This is a genomic window from Actimicrobium sp. CCI2.3 (assembly GCF_035019065.1).
Lineage (GTDB): Bacteria > Pseudomonadota > Gammaproteobacteria > Burkholderiales > Burkholderiaceae_D > Actimicrobium.
In genome coordinates this window covers 1-19,989 of record NZ_JASJWR010000051.1, presented here as the reverse complement: position 1 = coordinate 19,989, position 19,989 = coordinate 1, and the positions used below count along the sequence as shown (strand labels likewise).

The 19,989-nt window shown below is 54.7% G+C and carries 15 protein-coding genes; 11 read left to right on the top strand and 4 right to left on the bottom strand.

Annotation, left to right across the window (positions count from 1 at the left end):
- Positions 1-74: 74 nt before the first annotated feature.
- Complete coding sequence (locus QN370_RS19625; protein ID WP_322127338.1) at positions 75-614, bottom strand: RNA 2'-phosphotransferase; 540 nt, start codon at positions 612-614, stop codon at positions 75-77.
- Positions 615-775: 161 nt separating this feature from the next.
- The gene (locus QN370_RS19620) at positions 776-2,380 is read right to left on the bottom strand and encodes an ABC transporter substrate-binding protein (RefSeq protein WP_322127339.1); all 1,605 of its coding nucleotides are present in this window, start codon (positions 2,378-2,380) and stop codon (positions 776-778) included.
- Between the two features lie 198 nt (positions 2,381-2,578).
- Between QN370_RS19620 and QN370_RS19615 the strand changes: the two genes are divergently transcribed.
- The gene (locus QN370_RS19615) at positions 2,579-3,499 is read left to right on the top strand and encodes a DUF3014 domain-containing protein (protein WP_322127340.1); all 921 of its coding nucleotides are present in this window, start codon (positions 2,579-2,581) and stop codon (positions 3,497-3,499) included.
- A gap of 91 nt (positions 3,500-3,590) precedes the next feature.
- Here QN370_RS19615 and QN370_RS19610 read toward each other — a convergent pair whose 3' ends face one another.
- Positions 3,591-4,541 (bottom strand): YeeE/YedE thiosulfate transporter family protein, encoded by a 951-nt coding sequence (locus QN370_RS19610; RefSeq protein ID WP_322127341.1) that lies wholly within the window; start codon positions 4,539-4,541, stop codon positions 3,591-3,593.
- Positions 4,542-4,618: 77 nt separating this feature from the next.
- Positions 4,619-5,104 (bottom strand): cupin, encoded by a 486-nt coding sequence (locus tag QN370_RS19605; RefSeq protein WP_322127342.1) that lies wholly within the window; start codon positions 5,102-5,104, stop codon positions 4,619-4,621.
- Between the two features lie 231 nt (positions 5,105-5,335).
- On the opposite strand from QN370_RS19605, the gene QN370_RS19600 reads away from it, so the two are divergent.
- The 10 genes from QN370_RS19600 to QN370_RS19555 all read left to right on the top strand — a co-directional run bounded on the left by QN370_RS19600 (position 5,336) and on the right by QN370_RS19555 (position 19,911).
- A complete protein-coding gene (locus QN370_RS19600; protein WP_322127343.1) occupies positions 5,336-6,631 on the top strand; it encodes an NAD(P)/FAD-dependent oxidoreductase in 1,296 nt (431 codons plus the stop codon).
- Positions 6,632-6,685: 54 nt separating this feature from the next.
- Positions 6,686-7,468: a 3-hydroxybutyrate dehydrogenase gene (locus QN370_RS19595; RefSeq protein WP_322127344.1), complete on the top strand. Its 783-nt coding sequence runs from the start codon at positions 6,686-6,688 to the stop codon at positions 7,466-7,468.
- Positions 7,469-7,556: 88 nt separating this feature from the next.
- On the top strand, positions 7,557-8,711 hold the full coding sequence (locus QN370_RS19590) for a patatin-like phospholipase family protein (protein WP_322129130.1): 1,155 nt from the start codon (positions 7,557-7,559) through the stop codon (positions 8,709-8,711).
- A 204-nt stretch (positions 8,712-8,915) separates the two neighbouring features.
- Positions 8,916-11,837 carry an ankyrin repeat domain-containing protein gene (locus QN370_RS19585; protein ID WP_322127345.1) on the top strand — a complete coding sequence of 974 codons (2,922 nt, stop codon included), beginning with the start codon at positions 8,916-8,918 and terminating at the stop codon, positions 11,835-11,837.
- A 425-nt stretch (positions 11,838-12,262) separates the two neighbouring features.
- Positions 12,263-13,429 (top strand): sensor histidine kinase, encoded by a 1,167-nt coding sequence (locus tag QN370_RS19580; protein ID WP_322127346.1) that lies wholly within the window; start codon positions 12,263-12,265, stop codon positions 13,427-13,429.
- A complete protein-coding gene (locus QN370_RS19575) occupies positions 13,413-13,892 on the top strand; it encodes a response regulator (protein WP_322127347.1) in 480 nt (159 codons plus the stop codon). Before QN370_RS19580 ends, QN370_RS19575 begins: the two co-directional genes overlap by 17 nt.
- Positions 13,889-15,937 (top strand): putative bifunctional diguanylate cyclase/phosphodiesterase, encoded by a 2,049-nt coding sequence (locus QN370_RS19570; RefSeq protein ID WP_322127348.1) that lies wholly within the window; start codon positions 13,889-13,891, stop codon positions 15,935-15,937. Before QN370_RS19575 ends, QN370_RS19570 begins: the two co-directional genes overlap by 4 nt.
- A 152-nt stretch (positions 15,938-16,089) precedes the next feature.
- Positions 16,090-17,160, top strand: coding sequence for a GSU2403 family nucleotidyltransferase fold protein (locus QN370_RS19565; protein ID WP_322127349.1), 1,071 nt, complete (start codon positions 16,090-16,092; stop codon positions 17,158-17,160).
- Between the two features lie 420 nt (positions 17,161-17,580).
- A complete protein-coding gene (locus QN370_RS19560) occupies positions 17,581-19,200 on the top strand; it encodes a methyl-accepting chemotaxis protein (protein WP_322127350.1) in 1,620 nt (539 codons plus the stop codon).
- Positions 19,201-19,506: 306 nt separating this feature from the next.
- On the top strand, positions 19,507-19,911 hold the full coding sequence (locus QN370_RS19555) for a response regulator (RefSeq protein ID WP_322127351.1): 405 nt from the start codon (positions 19,507-19,509) through the stop codon (positions 19,909-19,911).
- Positions 19,912-19,989 lie beyond the last annotated feature (78 nt).

Genomic DNA, 19,989 nt, shown 5'->3' with positions numbered 1-19,989 from the left:
GGCAGCGTCAGATGTGTATAAGAGACAGGTCGGTGCAATGCCCTTCGGTTATTGCACCCTACGATTTAGTCTTCTTAAAAAATGAATTCAACAGGAATCACACTCGTCAACCAAACCCCATTCTCAGCCCTGAAAAACTTGAAACCCTGCTCATGCATCAGCAAAGCCTTAATCGTAAGAACAGCAGGCTGCCCGTGTCGACTTCCAACAGCGAGCGCCGTTTGCTTGTCCTGTGACAGATGCACATAATGTCGTGAGCCGGATATTAATCCTTGTTCATAAATAGAATCCAGAAAACGTGTCGCCGTACCATGATAAAGAAAGTCAGGTGGCACTTGCTCAATATAATTAATATCAACATGTTGAGTAGAGTGCCCCTGAACGGCTCGAATACGTAACCCGTCTTCGGAAATCGCAAACCGCTTTTTGTCGCTTGTTGCAACCACTTCCCGAATCACATCAATAGCTAGCGTCTTGCCAATTTTGGCGGCAGCGGCAATCAATACCGTAATATCCACCCATCCTTCAGTATCAAGCGTGATACCTATGGCACCCGGTTGATGTCGCAACACAAAACTTAAATACTTACTGATCTCGGTATAGTGCTTGCTCATTTCCTACCTATTAAAAAATCTGCGAATACTCAATTATCTTGTAACCGCCATGATATTTTTAAATGATTTTTTATTCTGCTTCGGCACAGCCATCGATTTGGTGGATTGTTCTTTTCCAATCGCGATATGCCACTTTAATGATCAATACCAGACCAACCCCATCACTGAGGCTTGAACTGATGCGCAAAAGTGAATTCATCCACCCGCGCCGCATATCGCAAGCCACTGCGCATCGCCCAGGTGGCGATTTGATGGTGCATCGGGATGACTGCGTTTTCCTGCAGCGCGATGCCGGCGGCCTGGCGCGCAAAGTTGTTGCGTTCGGTTGGATCGACCGATGCCAGCGAAGAGCGGATCAGCGTGTCAACCTTCGGGTTGCTGTAATTACCCCAGTTCCAGGAGCCCCATCCGGTTTGTGGATTGGTGGTGCCGACCAGTGAGCGCAAGCCAAAATCGCCGGCCAGCGTTCCCCATCCCAACAAAGCCACGCTGAATTCACTGGCTTTGGCACGACCGAAATACACCGCGAGTGGCAAGGTCACGACCTTGGTGCGGATGCCGATCCGGCTGAAGAATTGCGCCACGGTCTGAATCAGTTGTTCATCGTTGATGTAGCGGTTGTTCGGTCCGTGCAAAGTCAGTCCGAATCCGTTCGGATAGCCTGCTTCTGCCAGCAATTTTTTGGCGCCGGCAGGATCGTAGGCTTGCACCTTGATCGCATCGTTATAGCCCAGGATACCGGGCGCGACCACGTTCGAGGCGGGTTGTGCCAGGCCTTCCATGACCCGGGATACCACCGCTTGGCGATTGATTGCCTTCGACATGGCCAGTCGGACACGAGGGTCGCGCAACGGATTGGTTGCCAGCGGTTTGCCATTCAGATCGGTGACATCCGGGGAGGAATGGTCAGCCTGATCCACGGTCCAGAAAATGGTACGCCACGACACCCGCTGCTCCAGCCGGAAATCAGGATTGCGCTTGATGCGCGCGATATCTGGCGTTGGTACCGATTCAATGGCGTCGACGTCACCGGCAAGCAGGGCGGCGGTACGCGAGGCGTTATTGGCGATGACACGCAACGTGACCTTGTCCCACACCGCCTTTTCACCCCAGTAATCCGGGTTACGTGACAGTTCAACTTTGTTACCCCGCAAGAAACTGACGAACTTGAACGGCCCGGTACCAACGACAGCCTTGCCGCTGTTGAAATCCTCGGTGGAGGCGTTCTCCGTGATTGTTTTCGAGACGATGAAGATGGTCGAGACATCCAATGGCAGTGGGCCATAAGGGGTGGCTGTAGTCAGACGCAGCGTCAGCGCATCCACTGCTTGTTTGTCCACGATCTGGCGGGTGTAACTGGTAAAAGGCCCCGGGCTTTTGGTGAGCGTTGCCGGGCGGTCAAGTGAAAAAATCGCATCCTCGACCGTGAATGGCGAGCCGTCATGAAACTTCACGCCGGGACGCAGCTTGAATTCCCAGGTGGTGGCATCGACCGCGCGCCAGGACAAGGCCAGTCCCGGAATCAGCTTGCCGCTGGCATCGACGTTGACGAGCGCATCGAACAGGTGTGACGACAGCGCAATGTTCGGGGCAATGTTGAGGTAATGCGGATCGAGCGAGGAGACGTCGGCGGCGAGGCCTAGTTTTAAGTCTGCGGCGTGTGCCATCGTGGCACCGATTGTCGTCAGCAGGAACACCGCTTGGGCAAGGGCAAAAAATACGGTGCGCAGCGTGACGGCGGCGCGGGCGGGAAATGGCAATGTCATGGAATCCTTATGGTGCGGGAAATAACGAGGCACCCATTATCTACTGACTTCCAATAAGCCGGTCTTGTGTGAGTCGCACTGCGGTAGCCGGGACAGTTGAACTCGCTCAATCTTCCCCAATACTCTCCAACAATCCGCACCGCCGGACATCAGATGGTAAGGTCACTGGCTATAACCACTTTGCATCGGTAAGAATCCATGAAGAAAAAACCTTCCCGCCTGATCGTGGCGCTGATTGTCGTCGCGGTTGGTGCCGGCGCTTTGTACGTGTGGTCGCAAAGCGGCCGCGTCGAAACCGTACACGACATTGCTGCGCCACCGCCTATCCCTCCGCTGGCTTCCGTCGAACCGGCGATGCCTGATCCTGCTGACGCTTCCAAGCCGCTCGCACCTGCCGAACCCGTTACCAAGTTTCCGCTTGAGCCCACCGAGGCCGCCGTACCAGCACCAACGCCAGACAAGGTTTTACCCGCACTGGCCGAGTCTGATCCGTTCGTCGACAAGGAACTGCAAGGGCTATTCCAGCGCAAGGATTTTGTTACCTGGGTAATTCCTGCCGGCTTTGTGCGCCACGTCGTTGCGACGGTCGACAATCTGGGTCGGGCGCAAGCACCGAAGGCTGTCTGGCCGGTACATCCGACACCGGGACGTTTCACAACGACGCCAAGTGCCAACGGCGAGGCCATCAGCACCGACAACAGTGCGCGCTACAGTCCGTTTGTTTCGTTCGTCGAAGCAGTTGACAGCCGCAAGGCCGTCGCCGTTTATGTGCGCCTGTATCCGTTATTCCAGCAAGCGTACGTCGAGCTCGGCTTTCCGAAGCGCTACTTCAATGATCGTCTGGTGGCCATCATCGACCAGTTGCTGGCAACGCCCAAACCAACCGGAGAACTGGCAGTCAGCCTGCTTGAAGTGAAGGGACCCGTCCCGTCGCTGCAACCATGGGTGCGTTACGAGTTCACCGATCCAGCATTGAAAGCGCTGTCGTCCGGACAGAAAATCATGTTGCGTGTGGGCCCGCAAAACCAGCGTCGTCTGGACGCGAAGCTGACCGAATTGCGCAAGGAAATCGTGCTGGCGTCGCAGCGCGGGCAGGGCAGGGACGTGCCGGGTATGTGATCACGGCGTGATTTCAGTGTGGTGCCAAGCGCAAGTGATCTCGGGTCATCAGCACGCGTTGTTACCGCATGATGCGTAGACGTGGTTCGCATCATGGTGACTTCAATTTCATCGCAACGGCGATGGTCATGCACATCGTCAGGAACGCCAGCCAGGCGTGTGCATAAAGCAAGGGCATGCCGAGCAAGACCAGTCCATCGTTCGAGCCTGGAATCAGCAGGCTACCCATTCCCATCAGCAAGCCGCCAAAAAAACAGCGTAGCACCTGCCGACCGTCGGGAGGCACAGCTCGCCAATGGCCAGCCGTGTAGCCGCCCAGCAGCGCGCCAGCATACAAGGCCAGTAACAGCAGCAAGCGCCAGGTGAGGTTGTCGGATTTTCCCATCGACAGTTCGGCGAGCACATCGGTGTAGGCCCAACTGCCGCCCAGCAAGATCAGCAGCAAAACAAAAGCGATCCCGATCACAATCGTCGCGGCACCCGGTGTCCAGCGTGATCTGGTGAACCACTGTGTGGCATCGCTGCGCGCCTGCCAGATCGCCATGGTAATTCTGGTGAGCATGAAGGCAACAAACAACCACACCGTCCATTGCGCCATCTCAAACACCGGCGATGTCGAGTTCATCCGTTGAGGCGATATCGGCAGCCCTTGCAGGAGTGCGCAACCAGCAAAAAATCCCAATGGCGTGGCGACATAACTCCACTCGCCGTTGCTCAACCGCGCGATCGCGCCGAACACGCAGGCCTTGTTGACGAATGCGCCCAGGCCGAGCAACACGCCGCCGGCCACAATCATCCAAGAGACGGCAAACCCGGTGGGCATGCGCATCGTCAGATGCAGCGTCGAGGCAATCAACAGCCCACCAGCGACCCACAGTGATGCTTCGAGCATGGCGAGCAGGCGCGTGTACCGGTGTTGTCCGACGAGTTCATCGACAGCGGCGACGGTGCAGGTGGCTCCACGTTGCACCGCAAAACCCATCACTGCGGTCAATAGCACGGCGATACCAAAGACGGCACTGTTCAGACTGATCTGCATCATGGCGTTTATCCATTGAATAAGTTGTAGTCAAACCGCGCCGCGCACGGCCTGGGAGCGCAGTGTGATAGCGGTATTGCTTACATCATGTCTTTCATTGGATCGGCTTTTTTGTCGTTCACGATATCGGTGATCGTGAGTTCGACCGGCTTGCCACTGTCGTTCTTCCACCAGTGCCTGGTGCCTAAAAACTCTTTGGCGATATCACCGGCCTTGTGCAGGATGGGGACCGTGCATTTGCTGTTATTTTCAACAATCTCACCGGAGTCAACCCGGATCAGTGCCGGACGGTCGGCATGACTGTGCAGCGGTACGATGCCGTCGGGCGCAATCGTCATCTTGCGCAGACGCAGCCGACGCTCGCTCAATTTCACGTTTTCTTTTGACAGATCGATTGCCGCGAGTTCGGTATCGGTCACACCGGCAGGCGCGGTCGGCGCACCGGGCAGCGCATTGTTGCCTTCCTTGCCCGAAGGGCATCCTGCAGCGAATGCGTTGGCACAGACCGCCAGCGTCAATCCGATTGCCAAGGTGCCCGGTTTTAATTTCAGTAACGTTGCCTTCATGACTAAACCTCCTTTTGTGTAAATGGATGGGTAATTGCGTGCCAGACGCCAGACCAGCGCGATGCCTGTTACGCCCTCCATTGTCGCCAGTCGGTTAGCGGCCTTACACGGTATTCCGGTAATTTTTGTCGGCGATCAAACATCGGGTATTCAATGCCCCTGTAAGGAATGGCTAGGTGGTGCGACGATAGAAAAGTCACAGGCTCAATGAGGTCAATAATGAGGTCAACAATGAGGTCAACAATCAAAAAAATCATCGTTGTCGGGGGCGGCTTCGCGGGTGCAGCACTGATACGCCAGCTTGCCAGCGCGCGCGAAAACGACGTCGAGGTCACGCTAATCAGCGAGGAGAGCTATACGACCTTCAATCCATTGCTCGCTGAAGTGGTTGGTGCCGCCGTCTTTCCCGAACATGTCGTGGCACCGTTGCGTGAATTCACGCGTGGTGCGCGCTTCGTGATGGGGCGGGTCAATGCGGTCGATTTCGCGGCGCGGTTGCTGCACACCAGTAGTTTGCAAGGGCCACTCACCTTGCCCTACGACCATCTGGTGTTCGCCTTTGGCAATCGTGCCAGGTGCGACCTGATTCCCGGCATGGTCGATCATGGCCACGTATTGAAGACCCTCGGCGACGCAATTCATGTGCGCAATCTGGTGTTGCGGCGCCTGGCCCAGATGGAGCTCGAACCCGATCCGGATGCCCGCCGCACACTCGGACATTTCGTCGTGATTGGCGGCGGTTTTTCCGGGGTCGAAGTGGCCGGTGCGCTGGCCGACGTGTTGCACGGTATCTGCCAATACTATCCGCGCGTCAAAGCCGACGAACTGGCCATCTCGCTGCTGCATGACGGCGCGATCCTGTTGCCGCAATTGCCCGAAGCACTGGGACTGGCGGCAACAACGTCACTGATGCAGCGTGGCGTAGCCGTGCGCTTGAATACTTCGGCTAGCCGGATTGACGCCAAACAGGTGCAGTTGCAGTCGGGTGAGTCGATTCCCACGGCGACGGCAATCGCAACAATCGGCACGCGTGCCAATGCACTGACCGAGGTTTTGCAAGGCGTGACGCTGGAGCGCGGGCGCATCGTCTGCCGTGCGGATTGTTCCGTGGTGGGTCCGGCGTCGGTGTGGGCGATTGGCGATTGCGCGCAGATTCCGCTGCCCAATGGCGAGTATGCGATCCCGACCGCGCAGTTCGCCGTCGCCGAAGCAAAACACCTGACCCGGCAGTTGCTGGCAGTGCTGCGCGGCGAGCGGACCCAACCGTTCGATTACCGCTCGCGCGGCATGATGGCGACCGTTGGCCATCACAAAGGTGTGGCGGAACTCGCGGGCATCAAGCTGACTGGTCTGCCCGCGTGGTTGTTATGGCGTGCGTATTACTTGTCGCAAATGCCTACTGCAGGCCGCAAATTCCGCGTCTTTATCGAATGGACCTGGGGCATGTTTTTTCGTCCGGACATCACCCATTTCCGCTTTGAGCGCAGCGTTGAGCAAGACAAGCAGCCAGAAGTCCGGTCACCTTGATATCGCGTTGTCCATCGCGTTGCGTTTCTTAAACCCTTCACCGTGGAGAAAAACATGTTGCATAAAAAAGTAGCACTGATCACTGGATCAACCAGCGGCATCGGCCTTGGCATAGCGCGCGGCTTTGCCGCCGCCGGCTGCGATATTGTCCTGAACAGATTTGGCAACCCGGATGATATTGCCGCCTTGCGTGCAAATCTGGCCGATGAATTCGTCATCAAGGTCGACTATGACGGGGCTGATATGAGTCGCGCCGATGAGATCGAAGCAATGATCAAGCGCACCCACGCCAACCTGGGCGGACTCGACATCCTGGTCAACAACGCCGGTATTCAACATGTGGCTCCCGTCGACGAGTTCCCGCTCGACAAATGGAACGCGATCATCGCCATCAACCTGTCGGCCGCTTTTCACACCATCCGTGCTGCGTTGCCGCTAATGAAAACCAAGCGCTGGGGCCGCATCATCAACGTCGCATCGGCGCATGCACTGGTCGCAAGTCCGTACAAATCTGCCTATGTCGCAGCCAAACACGGCGTCGCCGGCTTGACCAAAACCGTGGCGCTGGAAGTGGCAGAACAAGGCATCACGGTCAATGCAATTTGTCCCGGCTATGTGCTCACGCCACTGGTGGCACAGCAGATTCCTGACACGGCGAAAGCCCGCGGCATCAGTGAAGACGAGGTCAAGCGCACCGTGCTGCTGGCGGCACAGCCGACCCGTCAATTCGTTACCGTCGAGCAGGTTGCCGCCTTGTCGCTGTTTCTTGCGGGCGAAGATGCCGCCTCGATCACCGGCGCGATCATTCCGATTGAAGGCGGCTGGACGGCGCAATGAACGGGCACGTCCGGCAGGGATCAACGTGGTCCTTACTACCTCATCAATACGTCATCAACCCGTCATCAAAGGAGAAAACCAAGTGATTATGCTGCAATCCGGCCTGCGTGCCGACATTATCCGTTCTGCTGAAGGTTCCGCTCATTGTCTGGACTATGACGGCCAGGTGGTGCTGGTGTTTGAAGGAGGTGGCGCACTCGGTGCCTATCAGGTCGGTGTTTACGAAGCACTGCATGATGCCGGCATCGAACCGGATTGGGTGATCGGCACCTCCATCGGGGCGATCAATGCTGCCATCATCGCCGGCAATCGCCCCGAAGACCGGATCGAACGTCTCAACGCATTCTGGACACTGGTGCAGGCGAGCCCGATGCCATGGAGCCAGGGAATGCCGTGGGCACAAAGCGTGATGAACATGCACACCGTCATGCAGGGCGTCGATGGCTTCTTCAAGCCAAACATGATGGCACTGCTCAATAACAAGGCACCACTCGGCACCTACAAGGCTGGTTACTATTGCACCGATCCGCTGGCAGAGACATTGGCCGAACTGGTCGATTTCAACCGGCTCAACACGGCCACCAACACGCGCCTGAGCCTCGGAACGGTCAATGTCAAAACTGGCAAGATGCGCTACTTCGATAGTCACAAAGATCCGATCAGCGTGGCCACCGTGATGGCATCGGGAGCCTTGCCGCCTGCTTTTCCGGCGGTCGAAGTGGAGGGGGAACCTTACTGGGATGGCGGCGTGTATTCCAACACCCCGGTCGAGACCGTGATGAATGATGCCCCGCGTCGCGATTCGCTGATCTTTGCCGCACATCTGTGGCTGGCGGAAGGCGACGCCCCGCAAAGCGTGTGGGATGCCATGGGGCGCGGCAAAGATATCCAGTACGCCAGTCGGGTCGACAATTACGTCATGGAAGAGCGCAAGCTGCATCGCTTGCGACACGTCATCAATCTGCTTGGAAAACACTTGCCACCTGACGCGCAACAGGATCCGGCCATCAAGGAAATGCTGTCCTGGGGCTGCTCGACCACGATGCATTTATGCCGTCTCTACGCACCGCGACTGGAGGGCGAGGATCAGTCAAAGGATATCGATTTTTCGGAAAGCGGAATCCGGCAGCGTCGCGAGGCCGGCTATGCCAGCACGATAACCATGCTGCAGCAACGTCCGTGGCTGACACCGCATAGCGAACTGGAGGGTGTCCTGATGCACGACAGTGTTCCGCAGGAATGAACCCTTTTATTTTAATTCTGTCACCAATTTGCACATCACTTCATTCTTCGACATACCTTGCATGGCGGATGTGTGCACATAGATACAAAAACTGCCAAACAGACCCACACCGGGCGCATCCCCGCGATAAGATAAAACTGCAGTACAAATAGTTCATGTCAATCAAATAAAAATGACGATTATTTAAATAGAAAGTCTACTTAAATGACTATTCATCCTACTTTTACTCCCGCTTTTTTTGATCCCAATTCTTTTAAGCCGATATCGCACAGCCGGCGATTCCCGGAAACCAAGCAGATTCTCTTTTCTGACAAAAAATATCGTGCGATGACAATGCAGCAGTTCATGGCGCATCCTGATTTTGTCAAATGCCAGCAAGAATATGCAGCCATTCTGGATAATATCGTCGGTTTTGTTAAACGCAATGCCGATAAAGTCGAGCCAGGCCTTTCAAAGAATGCGACCGATTCCATTCAAGATGACTTTGATACATTGAAAACCCATTTATTTGATTTTTCTGAAGATTTTTTTTCTTCGCATAAACCGATTGTGTACGGACCCGGAAAAGAAATGTTCCATGAACTGGTCAATTTAATGGGCAATGAAAAAATTGCCTTGCAAAAACGCATCACAGCAGTGATCGCGATGGCTCCACAAATGCGTGTGTGCTCCGGTGGCATGCTCACGGTTTTACAAGAGGCACTATCGAGTTTGAAATACGGCTCTGCCGGAATCAAGGGCGCTGCTCATCGCGTCAAAATTCAAATGATGGACGCACTAATCACAAAGCACGTCGAAAATAGTCATCAGTACGAACCGGGAAATGAGGTGCATTTCGTCAACGCCTACTTCAACTATATGGCAAAGGACATGGGCGTTTCCGAACGCATGGACGAGTTCGCGCGAATTGCGGAATCAGAGATTTCAATTAGGCAGTTTGAAAAATGCAAGCAAACAGTACTGGATAAAATCAAGCCTGGATTATTATCCAGAACGATGGCGGAGAACTACCTTGATCAGATAAAGGAAGCACAACAGAGAGATATCAGTCTCCCTTTTGAAGGCGAGCAATTAACGGATATTTTTAATCGGGCCAAAGATATCAAGCAAGCGACATTGGATAGCGAATTTGGCGACGTCCCAACAGAGAATTATTTGCTTCAGGTTCCAGACACCTTGTCCTATCAATTTGCACGACAACCGACATTGGTTGCCAGGCATTTCATGGCGGAAATGAGAAATAAACAGCTTGTTAATTATGACGACACAATCAGATTGACGGAAGGGGAAGTAAATGGCGAAATCAACATGCTGGGAAATTTATTCTGGCGTGACAAGGATGGCAGTGCCGAAGAATTAAAAGGAAAGGAGTTGCTGGCTATATCCCCTGTAAAGATGTTGCATACGCTTGGAAAAGATGGAATTGATCCAAAAGCACATGGCGCTATTTTGCAAGAAATTGCGCGACATATATTGAATGAGCGTGAGATTGAAAATATTCAACATATCCCTGATGAATGGTTAATGGAATGTGCAGGTTTGTTTCATGAGAATAAAATAGATAAGCACGAAATCGTTCCTGTGATGATGATGGCGGTTATTTTAAATAATAAAAATGGTGTGAAGGCACTCAGTGATGCCGGAGTCGACATTAACTTTACCGATCCGGAAGGCTTTACCGCCGCGATGCTGGCGGCGCAAAACGGTCATGCCGAGGTCCTCAAGGAATTGATCACTGCCAAGGTCGACATCCATGCCAACGGTCCGCAAGGCCTTACTGCCGCGATGCTCGCCGCGACTAACGGCCATGCCGACGCCCTCAAGGAATTGATTGTCGCCAATGCCGACATCAATGCCACCAACACAGAAGGTCTTACCGCCACAATGCTCGCCGCGACTAACGGCCATGTCGAGGTCCTCAGGACATTGATCGCCGCCGATGCCGATATGAATGTCACCGACAGACAAGGCGCTACCGCCGCGATGTTCGCCGCAAATAACGGGCATACCGACGTCCTCAGGGAATTAATCGCCGCGGAGGCTGATATCGATTTCAAAGGCCCACAAGGCTTTACCGCCGTGATGCTCGCCGCACAGAATGGACATGTCAGTGCGCTCAAGGCATTGATCGCTGGCAAGGCCAACATCAATGCCACCGAGATACATGGCTTTACCGCCCTCATGCTCGCGGCGCAGAGAGGGCATGCTGACACGCTCAAGGAGTTGATCACCGCCGAGGCTGACATCCATGTCAAAGGTCCCAAGGGCGTCACTGCCGTCATGCTCGCTGCGCAGAATGGTCATGTCGATGCGCTCAAGGAATTGATCGCTGTCAATGCCGACATCAACGTCAAAGGTTCTAAAGGTATTACCGCCGTGATGCTCGCCGTGCAGAGCGGGCATGTCGACGTCCTCAAGGAATTGATTAACGCCAAGGCCAACATCAATGTCAAAGGTCCGAGAGGCATTACGGCCGCGATGCTCGCAGCACAGAACGGGCATGTCATCGCCCTTAAGGAATTGATCGTCGCCAAGGCCAACATCCATGTCAAAGGGCCACTAGGCATTTCGGCCGCGATGCTAGCCGCGCAGAACGGGCATGCTGATGCCATCGTGGAATTAATTGCCGTCGGCGCTGACATCCATGCCACCAATGAGCGAGGCGTTACCGCCACCATGCTAGCCGCGCAGAACGGGCATGCCGACGTCCTCAAGAAATTGATCGCCGCCAAAGCCAACATCAACGTCATTGGGCCAAAAGGGTTTTCCGCCACCATACTCGCCGCGCAGAACGGACATGCTGGTGTCCTCAAGGAATTGATTGCCGCCGGGGCTGACATCGATGTCATCAATGCAGAGGGCGTTACCGCCGCGATGCTCGCCGCGCGAAAAGGGCATGTTGACGCCCTCAAGGAATTGATCGATGCCAGGGCCAACATCAACGTCAAAGGTCCCAAAGGCTTTACCGCCGTGATGTTCGCCGCGCAGGAAGGGCAAATTGATGCCCTCAAGGAATTAATCGCTGCTGGGGCCGACATCCATGCCGCCAGTGCAGAAGGCTTTACTGCCGCGATGCTCGCCACGCAGAACGGGCACGATGACGCCTTCAGGGAATTGACGTTGTGAGGATGTCACGACCCGGCTAAATTGACTTCGTGGGACAAGGGAACAAAAGTTCAGGTAGGTAGAGGGGGCGTAGTTGCAGGTTTCAAATAAGGCTAAAAAATGACGCGGCGGTTTTTCCGCTTTGTGCAAACTAGCCTAAGTCCGAAAGGCTCCTGGTAAAAATATAGTGTTTGGACACCCAGCCTCGAGGCAACCGACACAACCGCTCCTCAGAAATTTCCTTAGTTGCACTAGGCAAAGTACTCGGTTAGAAGTTTTCCTGTCACTCTACAATGATGACCATGCGTCTGAGGCCGCCATGTCGGCTCACACGGTATTTTTAATGGTACGGTCTTGGCTCATTCCACCAGGATCACCAACCGCTTCGACGTATCGGATTTAGCCGCCCCCGCGTGGGGATGGATCCTGCCGCATCCCGAGAACCCATGAATAACTCCCTCTCCCGTTTTTTTTCAACTGATAATTTCATGCCGCACGGCCATTGCTACCTCTGGGAGCCTGCTTTGCTATGGCTGCATGTGGTGTCCGACTCGCTCATTGCGCTGGCCTATTTTTCGATTCCGGTGACCTTGCTGTTTTTCGTACGCAAGCGGCGGGATCTGCAATTTCACTGGATGTTCATTTGCTTCGCCGTGTTCATCCTGGCGTGTGGTGCCAGTCACGTGATGGAAGTGTGGACCGTCTGGCATCCGGCTTACTGGCTTTCCGGTGGCATCAAGGCGATCACGGCACTGGTCTCGATCCCGACCGCTTTCTTGCTGGTCAAGCTGATCCCGCTGGCGTTGGCCTTGCCGAGTCCTGCCGCACTCGCCGCCAGCAACGAGCAACTGCATCAGGAAATCGCTGACCGTACCCGCATCGAAGCCGCGCTGAGTCTGAAGAATCTCGAACTGGCCTCACTCAATGAAGAACTCAAGGCGTTCAGTTACTCGGTTTCTCATGATCTGCGCACGCCATTGCGCAGCCTCGATGGTTTTTCGCTGGCGCTGCTGGAAAATTACAGCGACAAGCTCGATGCCGACGGCAAGGACGCCCTGCAGCGCATCCGCATCGCGAGTCAGCGGATGGGCCGGTTGATTGATGACATGTTGCGGCTGTCGCAGGTGACCCGCAGCGAAATCCGTCCCGAGACAATCAACCTGAGCGAGCTGTGCAATCACATCGCCGCGACAATCGGTGAAGGTCAGCCGGCTCGTGCTGTCCAATGGCAGATCGACGAGAACATGCAACTGCGCGCCGACAAGGGATTGATCGGGATCGTGATGCAAAATCTGATCGAGAATGCGTGGAAGTTCACTGGCCGTACTGACCGTCCTGAAATCCGTATCGGATGCAAGGAGATCGACGGCAACCAGGTCTTTTTTGTAGCGGACAATGGTGCCGGATTCGACATGCTGCATGCGGAAAAACTGTTCGGCACCTTCGAGCGGTTGCACGCCGTCAGTGACTTCAAGGGCACCGGCATCGGGCTGGCGCTGGTCAAGCGCATCATCCGCCGCCACGACGGCGAGATCTGGGCCGAAGCCCGGGTTGGTCATGGCGCGACTTTTTATTTTTGCATGAAGGAGGAACGGGATGCCTTACCTGCCTGATCCGATATTGCTGGTTGAAGATAATCCCGACGATGCCGCGCTGACCTTGCGCGCGTTTCGTCGTAGTCAGGTGAGTAATCCGATGGTGGTGGCGCGTGACGGAATTGAAGCGCTCGATTTCCTGTTTGCCCGTGACGCGTTCGCTGATCGCGCCGGCCAGCCACTTCCGAAGCTGGTGCTACTCGACCTGAAACTGCCGCGCCTCGATGGCATCGGCGTGCTGCGCGAGATCCGCGCCGACCCGCGTACGCGGCTGGTGCCAGTGATCATGCTGACCTCATCGCTGCTCGATCAGGACCTTGATGCCTGTTATTCGCTGGGTGCCAACAGCTATCTGGTCAAACCGATCGACTATAGTGAATTCGTCGACATGACACGCGTCATCGCAACCTACTGGCTGACGCTGAACCGTCCGCCACCAGCGTCATTGCCACTGTTGGTGCCGATGACTGACCCGCTATGACCGTTGCGTTGCGCGTACTGCTGGTAGAGGATTACGAAGACGATGCCCTGCTGATCCTGCGCGCATTGCGGCGTGCCGGACTCGACGTCGCGTCGCTGCGCGTGCAGGATGCCGCCGGTCTGACGGCGGCATTGAGCCACACGTGGGATGTCGTGATTTCGGATTTTTCATTGCCGGGATTTTCTGGCATGGATGCACTGACGTTATGCCGCGCCAGCGACGGGCAAGTGCCTTTCATTCTCCTGTCCGGCACGGTCGGTGAAGAGACCGCCGTTGCTGCGATGAAAGCCGGTGCCAATGATTACGTGATGAAGGACAACATGGCCCGGCTCGCGCCGACCTTGTTGCGCGCCCTGCAGGAGGCGGCCACCCGCGCCGAATTGCGTCGTACCGAACTCAAACTGATCGAGAGCGAGCGCCGCTTTCATGCATTCATGGATGCCAGTCCAATCATCGCCTCGATCCGCGACGGCAATGGTCATACCGTCTACGGTAATCGGGGCTGGAATGACACCGTCGGCCACGCCGCCGATATCCCTGTGGCGCGCACGACCAGCGATCAGGTCGTGCTCGCTACCGGCATGGCAGCCGAGAGCATCGAGGAAATCAACCGGCCCGGCGCAGCACCGACTTACTGGAAAAATATCCGCTTTCCGTTTGTCGGGGCCGCGGGTCAGCGATTGATCGGTGAGTTCTCCACTGACATCACGACACTCAAGCAATCGGAAGAAACTATCCGCAAGCTGGCTTATCTCGATGTATTGACCGGCTTGCCAAACCGGCGCCTGATGATTGATCGCCTGACCCATGCGATGGCCAGTTGTGTACGGCGTGGCATTTATGGCGCATTGATGCTGATCAATCTGGATAATTTCAAAGTGCTCAATGAGGTCCACGGTCATGCCGCCGGGGACATTGTCGTGCAGCAGTCCGGACGACGCATCAGCGAGTGCGTGCGCGAACAGGACACGGTCGCCCGCATTGGCGGGGATGAATTCGTGGTCATTCTGGAAGGCCTTGGCAAGTTGGCAGTTGACGTGGCGATCGATGTCGATGCCATCGGACGCGGAATTCTGCAGGCCATCGCCGAGCCTTACCTGCTCGATGTCACGTCGCACAAACTGACCGCCAGTATCGGCATCGCGTTCTTCCACGATCAGCAGCACAGTCCGGAGGAACTGATCAAGCGGGCCGATCTCGCACTGGGCAATGTCAAGACCGCTGGCCGCAACAACCAGCTGTTTTTTGATCCGGCGATGCAGGCCAGGGTTACGTTGCGCAATACGCTGGAAGCCGACTTGCGTGAAGGTCTGGCACAGAACTGGTTTGCGCTGCACTACCAGCCACAGGTCGACAGTGAGGGCAGACTGACCGGGGTCGAGGCGTTGATGCGGCTTGCGCATCCGGTCAAAGGACTGATGATGCCGAACAGTTTCATCACGCTGGCAGAAGAAACCGGCCTGATTGTTGATCTCGGTTATTGGGCACTCGATACCGCCTGCAGACAATTGCAGGACTGGGCGCAAAACAGCGCCACGGCGCAGCTGACGTTATCGGTCAACCTGAGTGCGCGCCAGCTCGGTGACGATGATTTCGTGCCGCGCGTGCTGGCATTGGTGGCGGCTACCGGCATCGATCCGTCGCGGCTGTTGCTGGAGTTGACCGAGAGTCTGCTGCTTGACGAGATCGAGCTGACGATCGACAAAATGACGATCTTGTGCGAGGCCGGACTGCGCTTTTCGCTGGATGACTTCGGTACCGGCTATTCGTCGCTGTCCTACCTGAAGCGCCTGCCGCTGCACGAGGTCAAGATTGATCGCTCGTTCGTGCGTGATCTGCTCGGGCACGTCAATGATGCCGTCATCGTGCGCGCCATTCTTGCGATGGGGCAGAGCTTCGGCCTGTCAGTCATCGCCGAGGGTGTCGAAACTATCGCCCAGCGCGACTTCCTGATCGAAAACGGTTGCCGGCGTTTTCAGGGATATCTGTTTGGCCGGCCGGTGCCGGTGGAGATGCTGGAGTTGGGCAATACCGTGGCGGCCTGAGTGCCGGGAGCGGTTATTGCACCGAATGGATTTCAGCAGGAGATTTCCGGGGAACGTTTTACCAACCCACCGATTCCGACTTTCCCTTGAAACCCTTGCCCTATATGGCTTTATCTTTCAAAATGATGAAAATTGAATTTTGAAAGATAAACATGGAATACTCTTCAGCGCTCTCAAATTTACAATCGAGGCAACAAATCGATATCAGCCAGACCTACCAGAGTTGGCGTCATCTTAGCGAACATTACCGCGCCTCTTATGCCGGAGGAATGGGATGGAAGTCGATTGGTGGAAAAGATTACTTGTATCGGGTGACCAACAGAACGGGTGGTGGCCGAAGTTTAGGTCCCAGGGCACTAGCGACTGAAGACATTTATGAGAAATTTCATTCCGGTAAATTAAAGACCAAGGCGAGATTGAAAGATTTGAGCGCTTCGCTTGCGATCTTGGCTGGTGGCGCACGCGCCGGAAAAATTGCCAGAGTACCTCGACTAACTGCAAACATTCTTCGCAAGCTCGACGAACAGAACGTTCTTGGACGTAATCTCATTGTGATAGGAACAAACGCTGCTTATGCTTACGAAGCCGCCGCTGGATGCCTTCTCGACACAGGTCTGACAGCAACTACTGACTGCGATCTCATGTGGGACGCGAGATCAACATTGAGATTAGCCGGGCCAGAGATGCGTAATGGTGGACTACTTGCTGTGCTGCAGTCAGTTGATAAAAGTTTTCAGACATATAACGCAAGTGCTTTTTGCGCAGTCAACAGTAGCGGTTTCATGATCGATCTGGTGAAAGCAACCCCTATCCCACCTTGGAAAAACGAACGATCAAAACTTTCCGAGCAAGATGCAATGACCGCATCTGAAATAGTTAATTTGAAATCGATGTTAGCCAGCCCCAAATTCGTCGCCACGGCGATTGGAGAAGATGGATTTCCTGTCCCAATGGTTGCACCAGATCCTAGAGCATTTGCTATTTACAAACTTTTTTTGAGCAGCCAATCAGACAGGGACCCCACAAAGAAAGACCGAGACAGGCGACAAGCATTTGCTGTCACTGAACTGATTGAAAAACGACTCACACATCTTCCGTTCGACAATAAATCCCAACTCATCTTCCCGGTTGAAATGCGTGGTTTAGTTGATGAACTCCGGCAGCCATTTATTGATGGAAATGGCCGGGATGATCTGCCAGATGCTTTCAAAATAGCTCCTTGAAAGTACCTACCCTCCTGTGGCCTGGCAGTGCCTGCGTAGGGTGCAATAACCGCAGGGCATTGCACCGAATGACGGCATCACGACATTCGAAGCATACCAATAATTCAGTATTTTTATTTTAAAATACTAAATTTGAAATTAAATATTTTAATTTCAATAAATAAGATACCATTGAAAAGTTAAGTCCGCACACCCGGTTGAACGTCGCGGTAGCAAAGCCTCTGGCCTGACGTGTCACTGCGTTGTGGCGGCGGGGTTGCCAAAACGATAGCGCTCAACCCTGATCGTCGTCCCCTTCTTGATGGGGGATGGCAACCTCGCGCAGTGTCGCCATGAAGCCATTGCAACCTCCTTCTTCGTCCCTTGTGCGCTTTTTGCGGTCTGCTGTGCTCACTGACTCTTTGTAATCAGGAAACTTCGATGACATCCCCTCATTCACTGCGCGTGGCAACACGTCTGGCTCTCGGTTTCGGTGCGCTAACGTTGCTTGGTATGGCGATTGCCCTTTTTGGGGCTCTCAAAATTCACACACTGAACCAGTATCTGAATGAAGTGGCGAATGACCGTATCGTCAAAACGAACCAGCTCTCTGACTACAGGCAAAACATTAGCTTGATTGCCAATGCAGCCCGAACGCTTCTCATGGCCGAGCAGGCCATAATCCGTGACGCTGAAAAGAAAAAAATTGATGCCGCACAAGCGGACGATGACAGGCTTCTGGCGGCGCTGGAAGTCACGATTGACAAGCCTGAAAGTATTGCCTTGCTCACTATTCTCAAAAGTACCGGGCCACGCTATCACCGCGAAATCAATGACATCATCGCCCTGGCCAATCGTGGTGATGCGCTTGCAGGCAATCAGCAATTGATGGGGAGCGGGCACATGTTGCAAGAGAAGTTATTCAAGGCCATCGATGACTCAATGGATCTGCAGCAAGAATATGCAACCACTCTGGCTAAAATCGCTTCTCAGGAAGCCGATACAACGATGATCCTTCTGCTCGCCCTGGCACTATCGATGCTGGTCATTGGCAGCGCAGTGGGCTTCAAGCTGACCCGTCACCTGTCGTCGGCATTGGGTGCCGAACCCAGCGACCTGTGCGAAGCCATGCGTCGGGTTGCCGGCGGTGATCTCAGTGTGACGCTGATCTTGCCCAAAGGCGATAACAGCAGCGTTTTAGCGGCGGTACACCGCATGCAGTCGTCGCTCACACTGGTCGTTAATGCGGTTCGCGTGGGATCGGAAGGCGTGGCCAGGACCACCGGACAAATTGCCCAGCGCAACCGTACCTTGTCGGGACGTATCGAGTCACAAGCCAGTACGCTGCAAGAAGCGGCCGTCTCCATGGAGCAACTGGTCAACACCGTCAAACAAAATGCCGACAATGCCGGTCAGGCCAATCAACTGGCGCACAGCGCCAGCACGGTGGCAATCAACGGTGGCAACGTGGTCGCGCAGGTGGCAGGCACCATGAAAAGCATTGTCGATGCCAGCAAGAGAATTGCCGACATCACTCAAGTCATGGACGGTATTGCCTTTCAAACCAATATTCTGGCGCTCAATGCGGCAGTGGAGGCAGCCAGGGCAGGCGAGCAGGGTCGCGGTTTTGCGGTAGTCGCCACGGAAGTGCGCTTGCTGGCGAGCCGCTCAGCGGACGCAGCCAAAGAAATCAAACATCTCATCAATGCCAGTGTCGAGCGCGTGACGCAAGGCACCCTTCTGGTCGACCAGGCTGGCAGCACCTTGCTTGAAGTGGTGGGCAGTATCCGTTGCGTCGCGGCCATCATGGGCGAGATCAGTGGTGCCAGCACTGCGCAAAGCAGAGATATGACGCAGCTCGGCAAAGCAGTGACGCTGATGGAACAGGCAACCCAGCACAATGCGGCGCTGGTGGAAGAGGTGGCTGCCGCCGCTTCGGGCATGCAGTCCGAGGCGCTCGATCTGGTGCAGACAGTGGCGCTGTTTTCGCTGCCACAGGGTAAGGAATATGGCGTGACCAAGTTCAGCGCACCTGAAGTGTGTTTTGAACTCTGGAGCTGACTTTCAAGCATGACGTCAAGGTTGAATAAGGTTGTCAAAACTAAAAAATTTATTAATTGAAACTATTGGTTTTTTTTGGTAAGTTTAAGTGGCCCTTTAATTCTGACGGGCAACTTGGTTTTAGCGACAACCTGTCTGCATCAATACGCATCCTGAAATAGTTTCAAAAAGGAACGCTGTGGCAAAACTAACCATGACAAATCACACCCTACCTCCGCAGCTTGCAGGGCGGCACAGTCAGCCGAATACAGACCTGTTCCTTCCAAATACGGTTGTTCTTATTTCCAACGTCGAGGCGCAGCGAGGATGAATAACACCATCCGGATTCTGGTCGTCGATGACATGTCGAGCATGCGCCGTCTTGTAGTCAAGTTTTTGTCTGATCTGGGGTACAGCCATCTCCGAGAAGCAAATAATGGCAACGAGGCGTTCGTGTTGCTGCAACAACAGGCATTCGATCTGGTGGTGACTGACTGGAACATGCCTGGGTTGAGCGGACTCGAATTGCTCCAATTGATCCGGAAGGAGCCCGATCTGCAGCACATTCCCGTACTACTCATCACGGCTGAAGCGCGCAAGGAAAATGTCCTCGCTGCGGTGCGGTCGGGCGCTAGCGGATATGTGGTAAAGCCCTTCAATATGGCAACGCTGGGAGCGAAGATCGAGTGGATATTGCAACGCGGTCAAGACGGCGCGGCAGAGCAAGCCTAAACGCGTAGATACTCTGTTCAAAAGCAAGCCTTTTTCAGGTTGAAGAGCGAATCATTTGAGCAGGGACCGCATAGAATC